This window comes from Type-E symbiont of Plautia stali, assembly GCF_059731115.1.
In genome coordinates this window covers 3,718,767-3,738,547 of the sequence record NZ_AP035906.1, presented here as the reverse complement: position 1 = coordinate 3,738,547, position 19,781 = coordinate 3,718,767, and the positions used below count along the sequence as shown (strand labels likewise).

The 19,781-nt window shown below is 55.2% G+C and carries 17 protein-coding genes; 10 read left to right on the top strand and 7 right to left on the bottom strand.

Annotation, left to right across the window (positions count from 1 at the left end; all coding sequences use genetic code 11):
- Window positions 1-60: 60 nt before the first annotated feature.
- From AC6I8L_RS17100 to AC6I8L_RS17090, 3 genes are all read left to right on the top strand, one after another.
- Window positions 61-648, top strand: a complete 588-nt coding sequence (locus AC6I8L_RS17100) for a TetR/AcrR family transcriptional regulator (RefSeq protein ID WP_058959472.1) — start codon at window positions 61-63, stop codon at window positions 646-648.
- Window positions 645-1,160, top strand: coding sequence for a G/U mismatch-specific DNA glycosylase (gene mug, locus AC6I8L_RS17095; RefSeq protein WP_058959471.1), 516 nt, complete (start codon window positions 645-647; stop codon window positions 1,158-1,160). Before AC6I8L_RS17100 ends, mug begins: the two co-directional genes overlap by 4 nt.
- An 88-nt stretch (window positions 1,161-1,248) precedes the next feature.
- Window positions 1,249-2,007: a substrate-binding domain-containing protein gene (locus tag AC6I8L_RS17090; protein ID WP_058959470.1), complete on the top strand. Its 759-nt coding sequence runs from the start codon at window positions 1,249-1,251 to the stop codon at window positions 2,005-2,007.
- Window positions 2,008-2,055: 48 nt separating this feature from the next.
- Here the strand turns inward: AC6I8L_RS17090 and rpoD are convergent, their stop codons facing one another.
- From rpoD to rpsU, 3 genes are all read right to left on the bottom strand, one after another.
- A complete protein-coding gene (gene rpoD, locus AC6I8L_RS17085; RefSeq protein WP_034828348.1) occupies window positions 2,056-3,900 on the bottom strand; it encodes an RNA polymerase sigma factor RpoD in 1,845 nt (614 codons plus the stop codon).
- A 367-nt stretch (window positions 3,901-4,267) separates the two neighbouring features.
- Window positions 4,268-6,013, bottom strand: a complete 1,746-nt coding sequence (gene dnaG / locus AC6I8L_RS17080; protein ID WP_058959469.1) for a DNA primase — start codon at window positions 6,011-6,013, stop codon at window positions 4,268-4,270.
- A gap of 118 nt (window positions 6,014-6,131) precedes the next feature.
- Window positions 6,132-6,347 carry a 30S ribosomal protein S21 gene (gene rpsU, locus AC6I8L_RS17075; protein ID WP_001144069.1) on the bottom strand — a complete coding sequence of 72 codons (216 nt, stop codon included), beginning with the start codon at window positions 6,345-6,347 and terminating at the stop codon, window positions 6,132-6,134.
- 278 nt (window positions 6,348-6,625) lie between these two features.
- Between rpsU and tsaD the strand changes: the two genes are divergently transcribed.
- Window positions 6,626-7,639 (top strand): tRNA (adenosine(37)-N6)-threonylcarbamoyltransferase complex transferase subunit TsaD, encoded by a 1,014-nt coding sequence (gene tsaD, locus AC6I8L_RS17070; protein WP_058959468.1) that lies wholly within the window; start codon window positions 6,626-6,628, stop codon window positions 7,637-7,639.
- A gap of 30 nt (window positions 7,640-7,669) precedes the next feature.
- Here tsaD and plsY read toward each other — a convergent pair whose 3' ends face one another.
- On the bottom strand, window positions 7,670-8,269 hold the full coding sequence (plsY, locus tag AC6I8L_RS17065; protein ID WP_034828352.1) for a glycerol-3-phosphate 1-O-acyltransferase PlsY: 600 nt from the start codon (window positions 8,267-8,269) through the stop codon (window positions 7,670-7,672).
- Window positions 8,270-8,376: 107 nt separating this feature from the next.
- Here plsY and folB point away from each other — a divergent pair, with 107 nt between their 5' ends.
- On the top strand, window positions 8,377-8,736 hold the full coding sequence (folB, locus tag AC6I8L_RS17060; protein ID WP_034828354.1) for a bifunctional dihydroneopterin aldolase/7,8-dihydroneopterin epimerase: 360 nt from the start codon (window positions 8,377-8,379) through the stop codon (window positions 8,734-8,736).
- Between the two features lie 191 nt (window positions 8,737-8,927).
- Entirely contained in the window at window positions 8,928-9,746 is an 819-nt protein-coding gene (gene bacA / locus AC6I8L_RS17055) for an undecaprenyl-diphosphate phosphatase (RefSeq protein WP_058959467.1), read from the top strand.
- Window positions 9,747-9,763: 17 nt separating this feature from the next.
- On the opposite strand, the gene AC6I8L_RS17050 is transcribed toward bacA, so the two are convergent.
- On the bottom strand, window positions 9,764-10,996 hold the full coding sequence (locus AC6I8L_RS17050; protein WP_058959466.1) for a multifunctional CCA addition/repair protein: 1,233 nt from the start codon (window positions 10,994-10,996) through the stop codon (window positions 9,764-9,766).
- 141 nt (window positions 10,997-11,137) lie between these two features.
- Window positions 11,138-11,761 (bottom strand): TIGR04211 family SH3 domain-containing protein, encoded by a 624-nt coding sequence (locus AC6I8L_RS17045; RefSeq protein ID WP_034828360.1) that lies wholly within the window; start codon window positions 11,759-11,761, stop codon window positions 11,138-11,140.
- Window positions 11,762-11,965: 204 nt separating this feature from the next.
- Here AC6I8L_RS17045 and AC6I8L_RS17040 point away from each other — a divergent pair, with 204 nt between their 5' ends.
- The 4 genes from AC6I8L_RS17040 to AC6I8L_RS17025 all read left to right on the top strand — a co-directional run bounded on the left by AC6I8L_RS17040 (window position 11,966) and on the right by AC6I8L_RS17025 (window position 19,295).
- Window positions 11,966-13,276: a CYTH domain-containing protein gene (locus tag AC6I8L_RS17040; RefSeq protein WP_058959465.1), complete on the top strand. Its 1,311-nt coding sequence runs from the start codon at window positions 11,966-11,968 to the stop codon at window positions 13,274-13,276.
- 31 nt (window positions 13,277-13,307) lie between these two features.
- Window positions 13,308-16,166, top strand: a complete 2,859-nt coding sequence (glnE, locus tag AC6I8L_RS17035) for a bifunctional [glutamate--ammonia ligase]-adenylyl-L-tyrosine phosphorylase/[glutamate--ammonia-ligase] adenylyltransferase (protein ID WP_058959464.1) — start codon at window positions 13,308-13,310, stop codon at window positions 16,164-16,166.
- A 127-nt stretch (window positions 16,167-16,293) separates the two neighbouring features.
- Complete coding sequence (gene hldE, locus AC6I8L_RS17030) at window positions 16,294-17,721, top strand: bifunctional D-glycero-beta-D-manno-heptose-7-phosphate kinase/D-glycero-beta-D-manno-heptose 1-phosphate adenylyltransferase HldE (RefSeq protein WP_058959463.1); 1,428 nt, start codon at window positions 16,294-16,296, stop codon at window positions 17,719-17,721.
- Window positions 17,722-17,966: 245 nt separating this feature from the next.
- Window positions 17,967-19,295 (top strand): IS4 family transposase, encoded by a 1,329-nt coding sequence (locus AC6I8L_RS17025; RefSeq protein ID WP_058962542.1) that lies wholly within the window; start codon window positions 17,967-17,969, stop codon window positions 19,293-19,295.
- 96 nt (window positions 19,296-19,391) lie between these two features.
- Here the strand turns inward: AC6I8L_RS17025 and ubiK are convergent, their stop codons facing one another.
- Complete coding sequence (ubiK, locus tag AC6I8L_RS17020) at window positions 19,392-19,697, bottom strand: ubiquinone biosynthesis accessory factor UbiK (RefSeq protein WP_034828368.1); 306 nt, start codon at window positions 19,695-19,697, stop codon at window positions 19,392-19,394.
- Window positions 19,698-19,781: the final 84 nt, after the last annotated feature.

Genomic DNA, 19,781 nt, shown 5'->3' with positions numbered 1-19,781 from the left:
GAATATGATGATCGTAATAATTACACTGATTGCCATTAACGATGAGCAAGATGGTGAGAGATGGAAAAGCTGAGCCACAAGGCGCGCACGCGGCAGCGCATACTGGATGAGGCAGCAGTGGTGATGCGTGAATGCGGCACTGAAGGCATTGGCGTAGCGGCGCTGATGAAGCGCGCGGGCTTAACTCACGGCGGCTTCTACGCGCACTTTGATTCGCGGGAAGCGTTGGTTGAAGCGGTGATTGCCGAGATGTTTGCCGATTCGGCACAGCGCTTTGCCGCCATCACCCAACTCGAAGATCCAGCCGAGCGATTGACCAAACTGATCGATAACTATCTCTCTGAGCATCATCGCAACACGCCGGGAGAAGGCTGCCCGATGCCTGCGCTGGTGAGTGAGATTGCCCATCTGCCGATTGAAACACGCGCGCTGTTCTCGCAACGTCGTGATGCGGTGCGGCGACGGTTGGCGCAGGCACTCAACGAAATGCACCATCCTCAGGCTGATGATGTCGCCGCCAGTATGCTGGCCGAAATGGTCGGTGCGGTGGCGCTGGCACGCGCCTGTCCGGATGATGAGGAAGCGCGCAATATGCTGGCGGTTAGCCGTCGGTCGGTGAAACAGCGCGCAGGATTGGAGAGTGCATGAGCGAGCACGATATTCAGGACATTATTGCACCGGATTTGCAGGTGCTGTTTTGTGGCATCAATCCGGGCAAGTCTTCGGCGCACACCGGCTTTCACTTTGCCCATCCCGGCAATCGCTTCTGGAAAGTGATCCATCAGGCCGGCTTTACCCGCGAGTTGCTGAAACCGGAACTGGAGCATCGGCTGCTGGAAACCGGTTGTGGCATCACTATGCTGGTTGAGCGTCCCACCATTCAGGCCAATGAGTTGGCGGGTGATGAGCTGCGCGATGGCGGGGCGCGTTTGCAGGAGAAGATCTTACGCTATCAGCCGCGTGCGCTGGCGGTGCTGGGTAAAGATGCGTTCCAGAAAGCGTTCCGACAGCGCAAAGTGGAGTGGGGCGAGCAGCCGCAAACCTTGGGCGAAACGCGTTTGTGGGTGCTGCCCAATCCCAGCGGGTTGAACCGCGCGACGATAGAGGAGATGGCGGCAGCTTATCGCCAACTTCATGATTGGTTACAGAATAACGCGTGAGCGTGCTCCGCTTAACGCGGCCCTAAAGTTGTTCAATTTGCGTTTTCTGACTAAACCCAAATCTTTATGGCAAATAAAGAGAGGGAAGATGAAACGCACAATCGCGTTAGCGGCGCTGCTGGTGATGGCGCAACAGACGGCACAGGCAGAGACGCTGAAAGTATTTAGCTCCGGTGGCATGTATCCGGTGATTGAGAGCCTGAAGCAGGATTATCAGCAGCAAACTGGCAATACCCTGCAGCTGGAAGCGGCGCCCTCGATGGGTGATACGCCGCAGGCGATCCCTAATCGACTGAAACGTCAGGATAATGCCGATGTGCTGGTGATGGTCGATTACGCCATCAAACCGCTGGAGCAGGCCAAATTTGTGGATAGCAGCAGCCATCAGGTGCTGGCGCACTCTTATATCGCGATGGCGGTGAAGCAGGGCATGACGCCACCGGATATCAGCACGTTAGCGAAATTCAAACAGGTTCTCACGGAAGCCTCCAGCATCGCGATATCAGACAGTGCCAGCGGCAAATATATTCAAGGCAAGATGCTGAGTAAGCTGAAGTTGGGGCCGAAGACCGCCAGCAAAGTGTCCGTGATCCCAGCCACACCGGTGGGTGAAGCGGTGGCACAAGGGAAAGCGGAGCTAGGCTTCCAGCAGAACAGTGAGCTGCAGGCGGTGAAGGGGATTACCATTGTCGGGCTGATTCCGCCAACGGTGCAGCAGGATACGCTATACGGTGCGGTGATTACGCGTAGCACCCAGCAGAAGCAGGCGGCGGCGCAGTTTGTGAAGTATTTGCAGAGCGACAAAGCGCGCAAAATGATGCAGGAAAAAGGGCTAACGCCGTTTTGAAGGCAATAAAAAACCCCGGCCAGCCGGGGTTTTTCGTCTTAACGAGGATTAATCGTCAAGGAAGCTACGCAGCACTTCGGAGCGGCTTGGGTGACGCAGCTTACGCAGCGCCTTGGCTTCGATCTGACGAATACGCTCACGGGTAACGTCAAACTGTTTGCCAACCTCTTCCAGCGTGTGGTCAGTGTTCATATCGATACCGAAACGCATACGCAGGACTTTCGCTTCACGTGCAGTCAGACCCGCCAGCACGTCGTGGGTGGCTGAACGCAGGCTTTCTGAGGTAGCAGAATCCAGCGGCAGCTCCAGCGTGGTGTCTTCGATAAAATCGCCCAGATGTGAATCTTCATCATCACCAATCGGCGTCTCCATAGAGATCGGCTCTTTAGCGATTTTCAGCACTTTGCGAATCTTATCTTCTGGCATCAGCATACGCTCAGCCAGCTCTTCCGGCGTTGGCTCACGGCCCATCTCTTGCAGCATCTGGCGCGAAATACGGTTGAGCTTGTTGATGGTCTCAATCATATGCACCGGAATACGGATGGTACGTGCCTGGTCGGCGATAGAACGGGTGATAGCCTGACGAATCCACCAGGTCGCATAAGTTGAGAACTTATAACCACGACGGTATTCAAACTTATCAACCGCTTTCATCAGGCCGATGTTACCTTCCTGAATCAGATCGAGGAACTGCAGACCACGGTTGGTGTATTTCTTCGCGATAGAAATAACCAGACGCAAGTTCGCTTCAACCATCTCTTTCTTCGCACGACGCGCTTTGGCTTCGCCGATCGACATGCGACGGTTGATGTCTTTAACCTGCTCGATGGTCAGGCCGGTCTCTTCTTCAATCTGCTGCAATTTCTGCAGTGAACGCGTCACATCATCTTCAACTTCAAGCAGTTTCTCTGACCAGGGTTTATTCATGGCCAGCGCCGCTTTGAACCAACTTGGGCTGGTTTCGTTGCCGGTGAACAGGGTGATGAAGTTCTTCTTCGGCATTTTGCAGATTTCAATACACAGCTTCATGATCAGGCGCTCTTGCGTACGCACGCGCTCCATCATGACGCGCATACTGTTCACCAGGTAGTCGAATTGCTTCGGCACCAGGCGGAACTGTTTGAACACTTCAGACAGGTTATTGATTTCTGCAACGGCATCAGCGTGGCTGCGGCCTTTGGCTTTGATCACGGTACGGGTGGTTTCGTACTGGGTGCGCAGATCGTTGAACTTCTCGCGCGCCAGTTCTGGATCGATTGAGTTATCATCGTCAGAGCTGTCGTCGTCGCCATCTTCGTCTTCTTCATCGTCGTCGTTACGGTCTTCTTCAGACAGTTCAGAACCCACGTGAGTGGCGGTTGGCGCGATATCTTCTTCCGCGTTCGGATCAACAAAGCCGGTGATCAGGTCAGACAGGCGAGATTCGCCCGCTTCCACACGATCGTACTGATCGAGCAGATAGGTGATGGCTTCCGGGTATTCGGCAACTGAGCACTGAACCTGGTTGATACCGTCTTCGATACGCTTAGCGATGTCGATTTCGCCTTCGCGCGTCAGCAGCTCAACGGTACCCATTTCGCGCATATACATACGCACAGGGTCAGTAGTACGGCCAATTTCAGATTCAACGCTAGAGAGTACCTGCGCGGCAGCTTCTGCGGCATCTTCGTCAGTATCAGTACTGTTCTCATTCAGCATCAGATCATCGGCATCAGGTGCTTCTTCAACAACCTGAATACCCATGTCGTTAATCATCTGGATGATGTCTTCGATCTGATCGGAGTCGACGATATCTTCCGGCAGATGGTCATTGACCTCAGCATAGGTCAGATAGCCCTGCTCCTTACCACGGGTGACAAGCAGCTTAAGCTGTGACTGCGGGTTTTGCTCCATAAGACGGTATCCACACTTCTGTTAATTAGATTGGTGTCGGTCGGCAGCGAGCCAACTATAACAGTGAAGGCGTTGTTCTTTTGCCGCTGCCTTCAACGCGGCCAGGGTATCGACCCTTCATATATCGGCACTTAAGCCGCTTGAGTTCTTTCTTTGCGGGCCTGGCTTACTCGCCATTTTCGTCCCCGGCAGTGCTCACAATCCTCACGTACTTCAGTACGCTCCGGTTGCTGCGCGCTGGCGGTAACGAAACTGGCTTCGACGCCGACGGCCCTCGTACGGTGTGCTTAAAAAAAAAGCGAAAACCGTACACCCAAGTCAGAATGTGTGCTTTCACAGCCTTCACAGTTCTGACCCGGTAATAATCTTATTTTTTCGCTAATGCCTGGCTTAAGGCCCAAAACTCGCGGCGTTCGGCGGCGCTCAGGCCTTCGGTACGGTCGCGTGCGATAAGCGCTTCAAGGCGCTGTTCAAGGGCTGAGTCGTAAAGACTCGCCAGTGAATCCTGGAAAACGGCTTCTGCTTCTTCATCCACTATCATGTGGTTCCAGGTTGCCAGCGTTTCAAGGGGCTGGCTAAATTCTGTCCCGCGATATAACTCTAGTAGCTGTCCGGTCGTCAGGCCAGGATTCTCCGTACAACGACTGACTAACTCCACAAACAGCGGCAAACCCGCCATTTTTGACTGCTCAAGCCCGTCCAGCGTAGGAACGATGGCGGCAAATTGCGGATTCTGCACCAGTAACGCGATCAACACGCGCATGGTGGTGCGCTTCAACGGGGGAGGCGTTGGCGCAGTGCCGCTTTCTGCCTGCTTTGGCATCAGCTTGTCTAACTGGTTATCGTCCAGAATGCCGAGTTTATTACCCAGATTCTGACGCATATAAATGCGTAAAGTTTCACCGGGTATCTGGCTAATCAACGGCAGCGCCAGCGTGGCCAGCTTGGTTTTACCGTCACGCGTGCTCAGATCGACCTGCGGCATCAGGCTGTCGAATAAAAACGTGGAGAGCGGTAAAGCCTGCTCCATCCGCGCTTCAAACGCCTCTTTGCCTTCTTTACGCACCAGCGTGTCCGGATCCTCGCCATCTGGCAAAAACATAAAGCGTAGCTGACGACCGTCATTCATGTAAGGCAATGCGGTTTCCAATGCACGCCATGCGGCTTCGCGCCCCGCGCGGTCACCGTCGTAACAGCAAATCACCGTGTCGGTAGAGCGGAACAGCAGCTGAATGTGTTCCGCGGTGGTCGAGGTGCCCAGCGAAGCAACGGCATAATCGATGCCAAATTGCGCCAGCGCCACCACGTCCATATAGCCTTCTACAACCAGTAAACGCGCTGGCTGCGGATGATTCTTTTGCGCTTCATATAGGCCATATAGCTGACGGCCTTTATGGAAAATCGGTGTTTCCGGCGAGTTAAGGTACTTCGGCGTATCGTTGCCCAGTACACGTCCACCAAAGCCAATGACGCGCCCACGCTTATCGCGAATCGGGAACATCACGCGATCGCGGAAACGATCATAAGTGCGGCCGGAATCGTTACTGACCAGCATGCCCGCTTCCATCAAGGATTCGCGGTCCTCTTTCTGCTGACCAAAACGTTTCAGCACGTTATCCCAGCCTGCTGGCGCATAACCAATCGCGAAGTGATCGATCACTTGCTGGCTGAGACCGCGTGTGGCGAGATAATTTTGTGCAGATGTCGCTTGCGGGTTACGCAGGCTTTGCTGATAGAAACCGTCGAGGCCTTCCAGCAGCTGATACAGACTTTGGCGCTGATGACGTTCCATCGGGCTGGGGCCGTTGCCCGCTTCATACGGCACTTCTAAGCCGTGTTGCGTGGCCAGCTCCTCAACGCTTTCAACGAAATCCAGACGATCGTGATTCATCAGGAAGTCGATGGCGTTACCTTTGGCGCCACAGCCGAAGCAGTAATAAAACTGCTTCTCACCGCTTACGGTGAAAGAGGGGGTTTTCTCGTTATGAAAAGGACAGCACGCGTGATAGTTCTTACCCTGCTTTTTCAGCTTAACGCGGGCATCGATAAGATCCACGATATCCGTGCGGGCAAGTAAGTCATTGATAAATACGCGTGGAATTCGTCCAGCCATAAGCCCCGGTTTTTCAGCTCATAAACGGCAACAAGCCGCGCTTCCTTTCGGAAAGCACGGCCTCTTACTTGACTCTGTCTGCGTTTAACACGCGGCGGAAGCGAACTTCCGAAAGAAATTAGTACAGACGAGTGCGGCGTGCGTTTTCGCGAGCCAGTTTCTTGGCGTGACGCTTAACAGCAGACGCTTTAGCGCGCTTACGCTCAGTCGTTGGTTTTTCATAAAACTCACGACGACGAACTTCCGCCAGAACACCTGCTTTCTCGCAAGAACGCTTGAAGCGACGCAGTGCTACGTCGAAAGGCTCGTTTTCACGTACTTTAATTACCGGCATGTAACTCTTACCTCGATAAATTCGGTTTTGCTGCTGACTGCGGCGCCAGCACTTTTAAAATGGTGCAGCATTTTACTCCAGCCGTAGCCGAGTTGTAAAGCACCATGAACAATTTAGAACCAACAGAGACATATGCCATCGCGGCTGCCGGTTTTTTCAGGCCGTGGAGTATAGCGCACTCTTTGTGCGACAGAAAAACACTTTTTCCTGGCAAAGTCGTCCAGCGTGTGATTCGCCTGTGCTACACTGCGCGCCGCAAGAAGAGGGTGATAAAAGCTATGCGAGTTCTGGGTATTGAAACGTCCTGCGATGAAACCGGCATCGCGATTTATGACGATGCATCCGGTCTGTTGGCGAATCAATTATATAGCCAGGTCAAACTGCACGCCGATTACGGTGGCGTAGTGCCCGAACTGGCCTCACGTGACCACGTGCGTAAAACCGTTCCGCTGATTCAGGCTGCGCTGAAAGAAGCCGGATTAGCCGCAAAAGACATTGATGCCGTGGCCTATACCGCCGGTCCAGGTTTGGTCGGTGCGCTTTTAGTGGGCGCCACTATCGGCCGTGCACTGGCGTTTGCGTGGAATGCGCCTGCGGTGCCTGTGCATCATATGGAAGGCCATCTGCTGGCGCCGATGCTGGAAGAGAATCCACCGGCGTTTCCGTTTGTGGCACTGCTGGTGTCCGGCGGTCACACGCAGTTGATCAGCGTCACGGGTATTGGTGAATACACTTTGCTGGGTGAATCGATTGACGATGCGGCTGGCGAAGCTTTCGATAAAACCGCCAAACTGCTCGGTCTGGATTATCCAGGCGGGCCGATGCTGTCACGCATGGCGCAGCAGGGCACGCCGGGTCGCTTCAAATTCCCGCGCCCGATGACCGATCGCCCAGGTTTGGATTTCAGCTTCTCGGGTTTGAAAACCTTCGCCGCCAACACCATTCGTGAACATAACGGCGATGAGCAGGCGCGTGCCGATATCGCTCGTGCTTTTGAGGATGCTGTGGTGGATACGCTGATGATCAAGTGCAAACGCGCGCTGGAGCAGACCGGCTTTAAACGCCTGGTGATTGCCGGTGGTGTCAGCGCCAACCGTACGCTGCGTGAGCGTATGGCCGAGATGATGCAAAAGCGCGGTGGCGAGGTGTTTTATGCACGCCCGGAGTTCTGTACTGATAACGGCGCGATGATTGCCTACGCTGGCATGGTGCGGCTGAAAGGCGGCACACGCGGTGGATTGGGCGTCAGTGTCCGGCCACGTTGGCCACTGGCCGAATTGCCCGCCATCTAAAACGAAAAAACCGGCATCGCGCCGGTTTTTTTATTTCTTCTTTTTCCGCTTCCAGATCTTATTTTCCTGCCCGCGCCACAGGCGCTGGATGTTGTCGTGATGACGCAACAGAATCAAACAGGAGAGCATCGAAACCGGGAAGGTAAACTGCGGTTTGAACCACCACACGTAGAACGGGGCAATCAGCGCACTGACAATCGCACCCAGCGAGGAGTAGCCGCTCAGCAGCACCGTCAGCAGCCAGGTGCCGGTCATCAATCCCGTCAAATCCCAGCCAATGGGCGCGATCGCACCGAATGCGGTTGCCACGCCTTTACCACCACGAAAACGGAAAAACACCGGATAGATATGGCCGAGACAGGCGGCAATCGCGGTTAAGCCGAGATACATCGGCGTGACGTGCAGCAGATAGGCGATCCACACCGGAATCATCCCTTTTGCCACATCGAAGATCAGTACCGCAGCCGCAGCGGCTTTACCACCAATGCGCAACACGTTGGTCGCACCAGGGTTGCCGGAGCCGGCGGTACGCGGATCGGGTAAGCGCGCGAGTTTACAAACCAGGATCGCACTGGAAATCGAGCCGCAAAGATACGCGAAAATAATCATACCAAGCGCGATAGCACTCATAGCCTCGTACCGTTCCTTTTGGGTCGTTTTGTTCTCGATAAGCGTGGATAATACGCATAATCCGCCGGAAGTGGTATCCGGCTTAGCCAAAAACAGAGACTGACATCATGGATATCGTATTTATAGAACAACTCACCGTGTTCACCACCATTGGCGTTTACGACTGGGAACAGGGCATGCAGCAGAAGCTGGTGCTCGATGTCGAAATGGCGTGGGACAACCGTCGTGCTGCGGTGAGTGACGATGTGAACGACTGTCTGAGCTACGCCGATGTCACCGAGGTTATCCTCAATCATCTGCAGGGCCAGCGCTTTGCCCTGGTCGAACGCGTGGCGGAAGAAATTGCCGATCTGTTGATGAATCGTTTCAAAACGCCCGGTGTGCGCATCAAGGTCGGGAAACCTGGCGCGGTGGCCCAGGCAGCGACCGTTGGCGTGCGTATCGAGCGCGGGACTATTCCTAAATAAATCATCCGTGATTGCCATCACAATGAAACCAAACCAAATTATGGTGTGTCTCACTTGAGGCCGTTGCGCTAACGGACGCGAACTTGCCGATTTTCTTAAGGTTTCCTTCAGCGTGGCGCAGGCATAATTTTAGGCGGTAGCACCTTGCGACCGCCTTTTTACTGTTTAAAACGGATAGAGGAAAAATTTTGATGGCAGATATTCACCAGCTTTGGGTTGCTGCAATCCTGGGGGTTGTGGAAGGCCTCACGGAATTCCTGCCGGTCTCTTCTACGGGCCATATGATCATCGTTGGCCATCTGTTGGGCTTCGAGGGCGATAAAGCTGAAACCTTTGAAGTCGTCATTCAGCTGGGTTCAATTTTAGCGGTAGTGGTGATGTTCTGGCGTCGCCTGTTCGGACTGATTGGTATTCACTTCGGTAAAGAGCCGCATGAAGGCACTGGAACCGGGAAACTGACCCTGATTCACATTTTGTTAGGTATGGTTCCGGCGGTGGTGATTGGCTTGCTGCTGCACGATCAAATCAAAAGCCTGTTTAATCCGATTAACGTGATGTACGCACTGGTCGTCGGCGGCGTGTTGCTGTTGGTGGCTGAGTACTTCAAACCTAAACAGCCTAAAGCGGTAGGTATCGATGATATCACTTACCGCCAGGCGTTTATGATTGGCTGCTTCCAGTGTCTGGCGCTGTGGCCGGGCTTCTCGCGCTCGGGTGCCACCATTTCTGGCGGTATGCTGATGGGCGTGAGCCGTTATGCTGCATCAGAGTTCTCATTCATCCTTGCGGTGCCGATGATGATTGGTGCCACCGGATTGGATCTCTACAAGAGCATGGGCTTCCTGACCATGCAGGATTTCCCAATGTTCGCCGTCGGCTTCGTGACCGCCTTTATCGTGGCTCTGCTGGCGATCAAAGTGTTCCTGGAACTGATTAAACGTATTTCGTTTGTTTCGTTCGCTATCTATCGCTTTATTGTGGCGGCGGCGGTTTACGCCATCTTCATGTAAGCGCGGCGTGCGGCCGGTTATGCTGGCCGCACGTTGATCAACCCATCCTGCACTGCCATCACCCGACGACGCGTCAACTCTTCCCGCACGGCTGGTCCTTTAAAACCTGCTGCAACCACATCCTTCGTTGGCACCGCCTGAGCCAGCGCAAACGCCTGACGCAGATAATCGCCTTGTGGATAGGCCATGCTTTCCATTCCGGTGCGACCACGCGCATCGGCTTCGCTGGTCAGTGCCATCTTCTCTACGCGATCGGGCTTGCGCCATGCATCAATGCGATCGAACAGGGCAACCAGTGATTCCGCTGACTGGCGTTCAATGGTGTGGACGATATCGTGGAATTCGGTGACGATTAACGCCAGATCGCGCACCTGATTGGGCACGCGCAGCCGCTGGCACAGTGCTTCGACAATCGGCACGCCGGCTAAACCGTGACCATGATGACTCGGCCATTTTTCTGGCGGCGTTAATGCTTTACCGACATCGTGGAACAGCGTGGCAAAGCGCACATCCAGCTCCTCTGACAGTGCGGCAGACATCGTCAGCGTCATTAACGCATGCACGCCGGTATCAATTTCGGGATGCCATTTGATCGGCGCCGGAATGCCGTACAGGTTATCCAGCTCCGGGAACAGCACCTGCAATGCGCCGCAGTCACGCAATACCTGAAAATAGACCTGCGGATTGCGGGTCAGCAGTGCCTTCTCGGTCTCTTTCCACACGCGTTCGGCCGTAAGGTCAGCTAATTCGCCGCTCTCCGCCATCTCACGCATTAAGGCCTGCGTTTCATCCGCGACACGGAAATTGAGGTGGGCAAAACGGGCAGCGAAACGCGCCACACGCAGGACGCGCAGTGGATCTTCGTTAAAGGCGGATGAGACATGGCGCAGGGTGCGTTTCGCCAAATCCTGCTGTCCGCGATAAGGGTCGATTAAGCTGCCGTCGTCGGCCTGCGCAATGGCATTGATGGTGAGATCGCGGCGCTGCAAATCCTGCTCCAGCGTCACGTCTGGGGCAAATTGTGTGACAAAACCGGTGTAGCCTTTGCCATTTTTGCGTTCGGTACGCGCCAGTGCATACTCTTCACGACTGCGTGGGTGCAAAAAAACCGGAAAATCCCGGCCCACCTGCTGGTAACCTTGTGCCAGCATCGCTTCAGGTGTGGCACCGACCACCACCCAATCTCTATCTTTTACCGGCAAACGCAGTAAGGCATCACGCACCGCGCCACCGACCAGAAACGTCTTCACTCAACCACTCCAGAGGCAATGTATTCTGCGCGCCGTGCACGCATGTTGCGTTATTGTTGCATACTTTGGCTAAATATCGGGCACGCCAAAAGGGGCATCTTACGATCCCCTTGAAGAAAAGAACAAATCGGCGTGGCGGTTTTAGTTCATCCAGCGATCGTTTTTCTTGCGGCGCGGCACCATGTGCGGCAGCACCAAACCAAGCAGTAAGCCAACACCTAACACGCCGCCGCCATACATAAACCACTGCATGATGATGGTGCGCTGTTTGTCATCCAACTGGACGTTCGCGGCGCTGACTTTTTTCTGCGCGACAATCAGCTCATTTTTCAGCTTTTGATTTTCCGCTTTCAGGCCGTCAATGGTGCCGTCGCTGTTCGCCACTTTACTCTGCATTTCAGAAGTACGCTGATTCCAGCTGTTGTCGATATTCGCCAGCTTAGCGGTGAGATCTTTGACCTGTTGCTCCAGCTGTGGCACGCGAGTGCGCAGGCTCGGTTCGGCACTCAACTGGGACAGTGGGATCCAGTTGGTTTTCCCTTCGGCATCACGAATCTGGCCATATTGGGAATCGTTGTTGACCTGCAACAGGGTGACTTCCTCTCCGGCATTCAACTTGCCAATCAGGCGATATTGATCGCCCGGGCCGCTGCGTACCCAAGTGGATAATTCATCGGAGATATAACGCTTTTCGTCAGCAGCATGAACGGGGGCGATGGCGCTAAATGCCAGCAAAGAAAGGGCAGCAAGTGTGATTTTTTTCATTCGATGTCGTTTTTTCTTAATGGCGTAAAATTACCGGCACAGTCTGGAGACGCTTCTCAAAAATCTGAATGAGAACTATCCTGGTCTCAATCTGGTGCGAAAAGGGTCGTAAAAGCACAAGAAAGCGGAGACAGCGGGCTTCCGGTGCATTACTCTTCGCCAGATTAAACTCGTAAGTGCCAGCAGCGTATTGAATAAAAAATTATGACCATCGAAATCGAATTAAAGTTCATTGCCACACCACAAGCCGCCGAAAAACTCGGTGAAACCCTTGCCGCGTGGCCACATCAGCACTTCGCCGCACGCGAGCTGACCAACATCTATTTTGAGACCGATGACAATCAGCTACGTCGTTGGGACATGGGCCTGCGCATCCGCGGTGTCGATCAGCGTTATGAGATGACGCTGAAGGCCGCCGGAAAAACCGTGGGCGGTCTGCATCAGCGCCCGGAATATAACGTCGACCTCACCGAGCCAACGCTGGATATCGCCCAGCTGCCGGCTGAAATCTGGCCAGAAGGCACCGATGTGGCGGCATTACAGCAGCGCCTGCAACCGCTGTTCAGCACCCATTTCCAGCGTGAAGCCTGGCTGGTGCAGTTTGGTGAGAGCGAAATTGAAGTGGCGTTTGATCGTGGAGACGTTGCCGCAGGTGAATTGAGCGAGCCGCTGTACGAAGTGGAGCTGGAGCTGAAAAGCGGCCAGCGCGCCGACATGCTGAAGTTCGCTGAAGCCTTGATCACCGCAGGCGGCCTGCGCCTGGGCAGCTTGAGCAAAGCCGCGCGCGGTTATCAGCTGGCTCAGGGCAATCCTGCCCGTCCGCTGCGTGCATTAGCGCTACAAAAAATCGGCGCTAAAGCCACGGTAGAGCAGGGCATGATCAACGCGATGACCGCCGGTCTTAACCAGTGGCAGTACCATGAAGAAGTGTGGCTGCGTGGAAATGCCGATGCCAAAGAAGCGGTGATGGATGCGCTGGAAACCCTGCGACAGGCGTTCTCGCTATTTGGTGCGCTGGTGCCGCGCAAGGCGAGCAGCGATCTGCGTCAGAAGCTGACGCGTCTCGATGAGCTGTTAGCAGATGCAGAAATTGATGCGGAAACCGCCTGTTTTTCTACGGTCTCTGTCGAAGCCCAGTTAGCACTTACTCACTGGCTGGTGGAGTCACAATGGCAGAACTGGCTGGATGATAAGAGCAAAACCAAGCTGCAGGGGTCGTTCAAACGCTTCAGCGACATCATGCTCAGCCGTATTGCTGCCGATCTGCGTGAGACCTTTGTCGACGTGCAGCTGTTTAACGAATTTCAGGACAAATCCACGCGCCTGAATCGCCAGCTTTTAGCGGTGCATCTGCTGGCAGGGGCTTATCCAGCGGAAGAGGTGAATGTCTGGCTGGCAGGCTGGCAGGAGCTGCAGCATGCGATTCGCATCCAGCAGGAGCGCGGGTTGATTCAACTGGTTAATCTGGCCATTCGGCCATCGCCGTTCTGGCTGAATAGCGGAGTGAAACGCTAAGTCGGACGCACAATCGAATCAGGGAGGGAAGATGTTGTTACCGTTACCGGCGCTGATGCAGGCGCAGTTAGCTATCGTGGCCGAGCGCCTGAATATGCCGCCTTCCGCCTTTACGGCAGAGCAGGCGGGCGCGCTGACCTTTAGTGACTTTATCGTTGATAACCTGCAGCAGCATCCGGAGTGGTGGCAACAGCTCCAGCAGCAACCGCCTCTACCAGATGAGTGGCAACACTACAGTGCCTGGCTAAATCAGGCGCTGGCGGGCGTGGAAAATGAAACTTCCCTGATGCGCGAACTGCGCCTGTTCCGCCGCCATATGTTGGTGCGTATAGCGTGGATGCAGGCGCTGCAACACGCCAGCACTGAACAGAGCCTGACGCAACTCAGCACGCTGGCGGAGATCCTCATCGCTGCCGCTCGTGATTGGGTGTGGCAGGATTGCAGCCGCGATTTCGGCACGCCGTGCAATGAAGCCGGTGAAGCGCAGCCCATGCTGATCCTTGGCATGGGCAAGCTGGGCGGCGGCGAACTCAACTTCTCTTCCGATATCGACCTGATCTTTGCCTGGCCGGAAAACGGCGTGACGCAAGGTGGCCGTCGCGAACTCGATAACGCTCAATTCTTTACCCGCATGGGCCAGCGCCTGATTAAAGTGCTGGATCAGCCTACCGTGGATGGTTTCGTCTATCGCGTGGATATGCGCCTGCGCCCGTTTGGTGACAGTGGACCGCTGGTGCTGAGCTTTGCTGCGCTGGAAGACTATTATCAGGAGCAGGGCCGCGACTGGGAGCGTTACGCGATGGTCAAAGCGCGCCTTATGGGCGACGACCAGGGCCACTGGAGCCAGGAACTGCAGCAGATGCTGCGTCCGTTCGTCTATCGCCGCTACATCGATTTCAGTGTGATTCAGTCACTGCGTAACATGAAAGGCATGATTGCACGTGAAGTACGGCGTCGTGGCCTGAAAGACAACATCAAACTCGGCGCGGGCGGCATTCGCGAAACCGAATTTATCGTGCAGGTGTTCCAGCTCATTCGTGGTGGACGTGAGCGCTCACTTCAGCTCCGTTCCCTGCTGCCAACGCTGCAGGCCATCGGTGAACTGGCTTTGCTGAGTCCGGCGCAGGTGGAACATTTGCGCGGGGCCTATCTTTTCCTGCGTCGTCTGGAAAACCTGCTGCAAAGCATCAACGATGAGCAGACGCAAACGCTGCCGGAAAACCCACTCGATCGTCAGCGTTTAGCCTGGGCGATGGGCGCGGCGGACTGGGATGCGCTGATGGCGCAGCTTGAACAGCAGATGGCAGGCGTGCGCAGTATCTTTGATGAACTGATTGGTGATGATGCGCCAGAGGTTGACGATCAACCGCAGCTGGCTGAATTCGCAGGCTTGTGGCAGGACACGCTGGAGGAGAGCGATCTCATTCCTGTCGTGCCACAGCTGAACGAAGCGCAACGTCATGCGCTGTACGAATCGCTCAACAGTTTCCGCCAGGATGTCAGTCGTCGTACCATCGGGCCGCGTGGGCGTTTAGCGCTTGATCAACTGATGCCGCGCCTGTTGAGTGAAGTCTGTCCACGCGAAGATGCCGATGTGGTACTGGGTCGCCTGACGCCGCTGCTGCTCGGTGTGTTAACCCGCAGCACTTATCTGGAGCTGCTGACGGAATACCACGGCGCACTTCGTCATCTGATCCGCCTGTGTGCCGCCTCGCCGATGGTCGCCAGCCAGCTGGCACGTTATCCGCTGTTGCTGGATGAACTGCTCGATCCCGCCACGCTGTACCAGGCGACAGCCACCGATGCGTATCGCGATGAATTGCGCCAGTATCTGCTGCGCATTCCTACCGATGATGAAGAACAGCAGCTGGAAGCGCTGCGCCAGTTCAAGCAGGCGCAGCATCTGCGTATTGCCGCTGCCGATATCGCTGAAACGCTGCCGGTGATGAAAGTGAGTGATCACTTAACCTGGCTGGCGGAAGCCATTATCGAATCGGTGGTGCAGCAAGCGTGGCAGATGATGGTGCAGCGCTATGGGCGTCCTTCGCACCTCACCAGCGACAGCGAGCGTGGTTTTGCCGTGGTCGGCTACGGCAAACTGGGTGGCTGGGAGCTGGGTTACAGCTCCGATCTGGATTTGGTGTTCCTGCACGACTGCCCGGACGATGCGGAAACTGATGGCGAACGCGTGATTGATGGCCGCCAGTTTTACCTGCGGCTGGCGCAGCGCGTGATGCATCTGTTCAGCACGCGCACCTCCTCAGGCATCTTGTATGAAGTCGATGCGCGGCTGCGTCCGTCTGGCGCGGCGGGCATGCTGGTGAGTACCTTTGCCGCCTTCGATGAGTATCAGCGTAATGAAGCCTGGACCTGGGAACATCAGGCGCTGGTGCGTGCGCGTATTGTGTTTGGTGAGACGTCGCTCTGCGATCGCTTCAATGACATCCGTCGCGGCATTCTTTGCCTGCCGCGTGAGCGTCCTGCACTGCAAAAAGAAGTGCGTGAAATGCGCGAGAAAATGCGTGCCCACCTCAGTAACAAGCACAAAGGGCGCTGGGAGATCAAAACCGATGAGGGCGGCATCACCGATATTGAATTCATCGCGCAATATCTTGTCTTAGGCTACGCGGCAGAGCAGCCTGCGTTGACGCGCTGGTCAGACAATGTGCGTATTTTTGAGTTGATGGCGCGTCAGGAGATCATGGATGCAGAAGAAGCGCAGGCATTGACTCACGCGTACGTCACGCTGCGTGATGCATTGCACCATCTGGCATTGCAGGAGCTGCCGGGGCACGTTGCGCCGGAATCTTTTGACACTGAGCGTGCTGCCGTGCATCGCAGTTGGCAACGCTGGCTGGCTGCCACCGAATCTGATAGCGCGGAAGCGTAAAATAACGCTTCGCCCTTAGTGACCCGGCCTACAGGAAGGCGCGCAGCCCTCGCACCTGTGGCTCGAAGTCTCATCGGGGTATGTTATTATCCGCACATAATTTTGACCGTAGTCTGGAGTCTTTGGAATGAAAGTAACACTGCCCGCTTTTGGCAAAGCCGCTGTGCTGGTTGTTGGCGATGTCATGTTAGATCGCTACTGGTATGGCCCAACCAGCCGTATCTCGCCTGAAGCCCCGGTACCGGTGGTGAAAGTCGATACCATCGAAGAGCGTCCAGGCGGCGCGGCCAACGTGGCGATGAACATTGCTGCACTGGGTGCTGGTTCGCGTTTGATTGGCCTGACGGGTGAAGACGATGCGGCACGTGTGCTGAGTGAGACGCTGGAAAAGGTTAAAGTCGATTGTGATTTTGTCGCGGTGAAAAGCCATCCGACCATTACCAAACTGCGCGTGCTTTCGCGTAACCAGCAGCTGATCCGCCTCGATTTTGAAGAAGGCTTCGAGCAGGTTGATCCGCAGCCTATTCACGATCGTATGCGTCAATCACTGGCGCAAGCGGGTGCGTTAGTGCTGTCAGATTACGCCAAAGGCGCGTTGAGCAGCGTGCAGACTATGATTCAGCTGGCGCGTGAAGCCAACGTGCCGGTGTTGATCGACCCGAAAGGCACGGATTTTGAGCGCTATCGCGGTGCGACTCTGCTGACGCCAAACCTGTCTGAATTCGAAGCCGTGGTGGGTAAATGCAAAACCGTGGAAGAGATTGTGAGCCGCGGCATGCAGCTGATCGCCGATTATGAGCTCTCCGCGCTGCTGGTCACCCGCTCTGAAAACGGCATGACGTTGCTGCAACCGGGCAAATCGCCGCTGCATCTGCCGACGCAGGCGCAGGAAGTGTTTGATGTCACCGGTGCAGGTGACACGGTGATTGGCGTGCTGGCCGCCGTGCTGGCGGCCGGAGACAGTCTGGAAGAAGCCTGTTTCCTCGCCAATGCCGCAGCGGGCGTGGTCGTGGGCAAACTCGGCACATCAACCGTGAGCACCGTTGAGCTGGAAAACGCTATTCATGCACGTCCCGACAGCGGGTTTGGTGTGATGACCGAGGCCGAGCTTAAAGCAGCGGTGGCGCTGGCGCGTCAGCGCGGTGAGAAAGTGGTGATGACCAACGGCGTGTTCGACATCTTGCATGCGGGCCACGTTTCCTATCTTGCCAATGCACGTAAGCTGGGCGACCGTCTGATTGTTGCGGTAAACAGTGATGCTTCCACCAAACGTCTGAAAGGTGAAACCCGTCCGGTTAACCCACAGGAAAACCGTATGATCGTGCTCGGTGCGCTGGAAGCGGTGGATTGGGTGGTGCTGTTTGAAGAAGATACGCCACAGCGTTTGATTGCAGGTGTGTTACCGGATCTGCTGGTGAAGGGCGGTGATTATAAGCCGGAAGATATCGCGGGCAGTAAAGAGGTTTGGGCCAACGGCGGTGACGTGCGCGTGCTGAACTTTGAAGACGGTATCTCCACCACTAACATCATCAAGACGATTCGCAGCCACTCATGATGAGCATTGAGATCCCAGAAGATTCGCTGTCATTAATAGCGAGCACTGGGGTTCTCAATGATTCGCAGCCGCTCACGCGAGCACTAAGATTCCAGATGATTCGCTATCACTAACGGCGAGCGAAGAAGCAAGCGTATTCTGACTAAACAGGCGGCCCAATGGCCTAATGCCGATCAGTTAAGGATCAGTTGAACGATCCAGTGGCTGTGTAAGAATCCGGAAACGCTTCGTTTCCGGATTTTTTTATGCAGCTCAGTCAGGCCCTTGATATCGTCTCTCGTTACGATTCTCTTCGTAATCCTCTGAATACGCTCGCGGATGTTCTTGACCCTGCGCTCATCAGCCGCTGCCTTGAGGAAGCTGGCACGGTCACGCTCCGTAAGCGCAGACTCACTACAGATATGATGGTCTGGTGTCTCATCGGCATGGCCCTTGAGCGCAAAGAACCCCTTCACGCCATCGTTAATCGCCTTGATATTCTTTTACCGGGAAACCGTCCTTTCGTTGCGCCCAGTGCCGTAGTGCAGGCAAGGCAGCGGCTGGGGGACGACGCTGTACGGCGGGTTTTCGAACAGAGCAGCGAGCTCTGGAATGCACAGACTTCCCACCCTGACTGGTGTGGTCTGACGCTGTACGCTGTTGACGGCGTTGTCTGGCGCACGCCAGAAACACCTGATAATGAGAAGGCTTTCGTCCGTTCAGGCACGGTGGCAGGCGCCTCTCCTTATCCGCAGGTTCGCATGGTCTGCCTGATGGAACTCACCAGCCATCTTATCAGCGGCGCCGCGATGGGCTGCCAGAACGAGAATGAGATGGTGCTGGCAGAAGGTCTCATTGAACGCGCGTGCGACAACAGCCTGACCCTCTTCGATAAGGGCTACACGTCATTCGGTCTGCTTAGCGCCTGGCATGAGGCCGGCGAAAATCGTCACTGGATGATAGCGGCACGTAAAGACCTGCAGTACGAAGAGGTACGTCGTCTGGGGAAGGGAGACATACTTATCCGGGTAAAAACCTCCGCTCATTCACGGAAGAAATGGCCACATCTGGCGGCGCACACAGAGATGAGGATGATAAGCCGGGAAATAAAAGGCCGGACGTGGCGGTTCCTGACGTCGATGACGGATGCGATGCGTTACCCGGGTAAAGAAATAGCGGATCTCTACAGTCATCGCTGGGAGATAGAGCTGGGATATCGTGAAATAAAGCAGGGTCTCCAGGACAGCAGGCTCACGCTTCGCAGCAGGAAGCCGGAGATGATAAGGCAGGAGCTGTGGGGCGTGCTGCTGGCCTACAATCTGGTGAGATATCAGATGATAAGAATGGCCTCAACGCTGAAGGGATACTGGCCTAACCAGCTCAGCTTCAGGGAATCGACAGCGTGGGTGATGAAACTGCTCTGGACACTTGAAGGCGCATCGCCTGGGCGTATCCCGGAACTGGTAAAGGACGTAAGTTCGATAGCAGAGATGGTCAGACTACCGGGACGACGGGAGCGCTCGTTCCCAAGGGTGGTGAAAGAGAGACCCTATAAATATCCGACAGCCAGAAGAAAAAATGCCAGTCAGGCTTAACTGACTGGCATTAGGCCCAATGGCCGCCTGTTTAGTCTGCGAGCAATGTGAGCTCAGCGAGTGTTTTCGAGCAATATACGCCGCCGAGTCAGCGAATTACTGCGGAGTGTCGATCTTACCCGCCGGGTCTGGTGTCACCACCGCAGGTGCCGGTGCGGCTGGACTCTCACTCTCCAGTTTTGCCAGGCGCTGTTCCAGTGCGGCCAACTTCTCGCGCGTGCGCAGCAGTACCTGCGTCTGCACATCAAACTCTTCACGATTAACTAAATCCATGCGGGTTAACTGCGCCTGCAATACCTGACGAATTTTCTTTTCGACATCGTCGCCAAAGTCGCGAATCCCTTTTGGCATGGCTTCATGGACCTGGCGAGCCAGTTGTTCAATTTTTTTCGTGTCGATCATGATGATTTCCTGGTTGCGGTGGCTGATAACAGCACGTGTTCCGACTCAACAAAGGTTAAGTGTAATGCCTGAAACGAAAAGGTT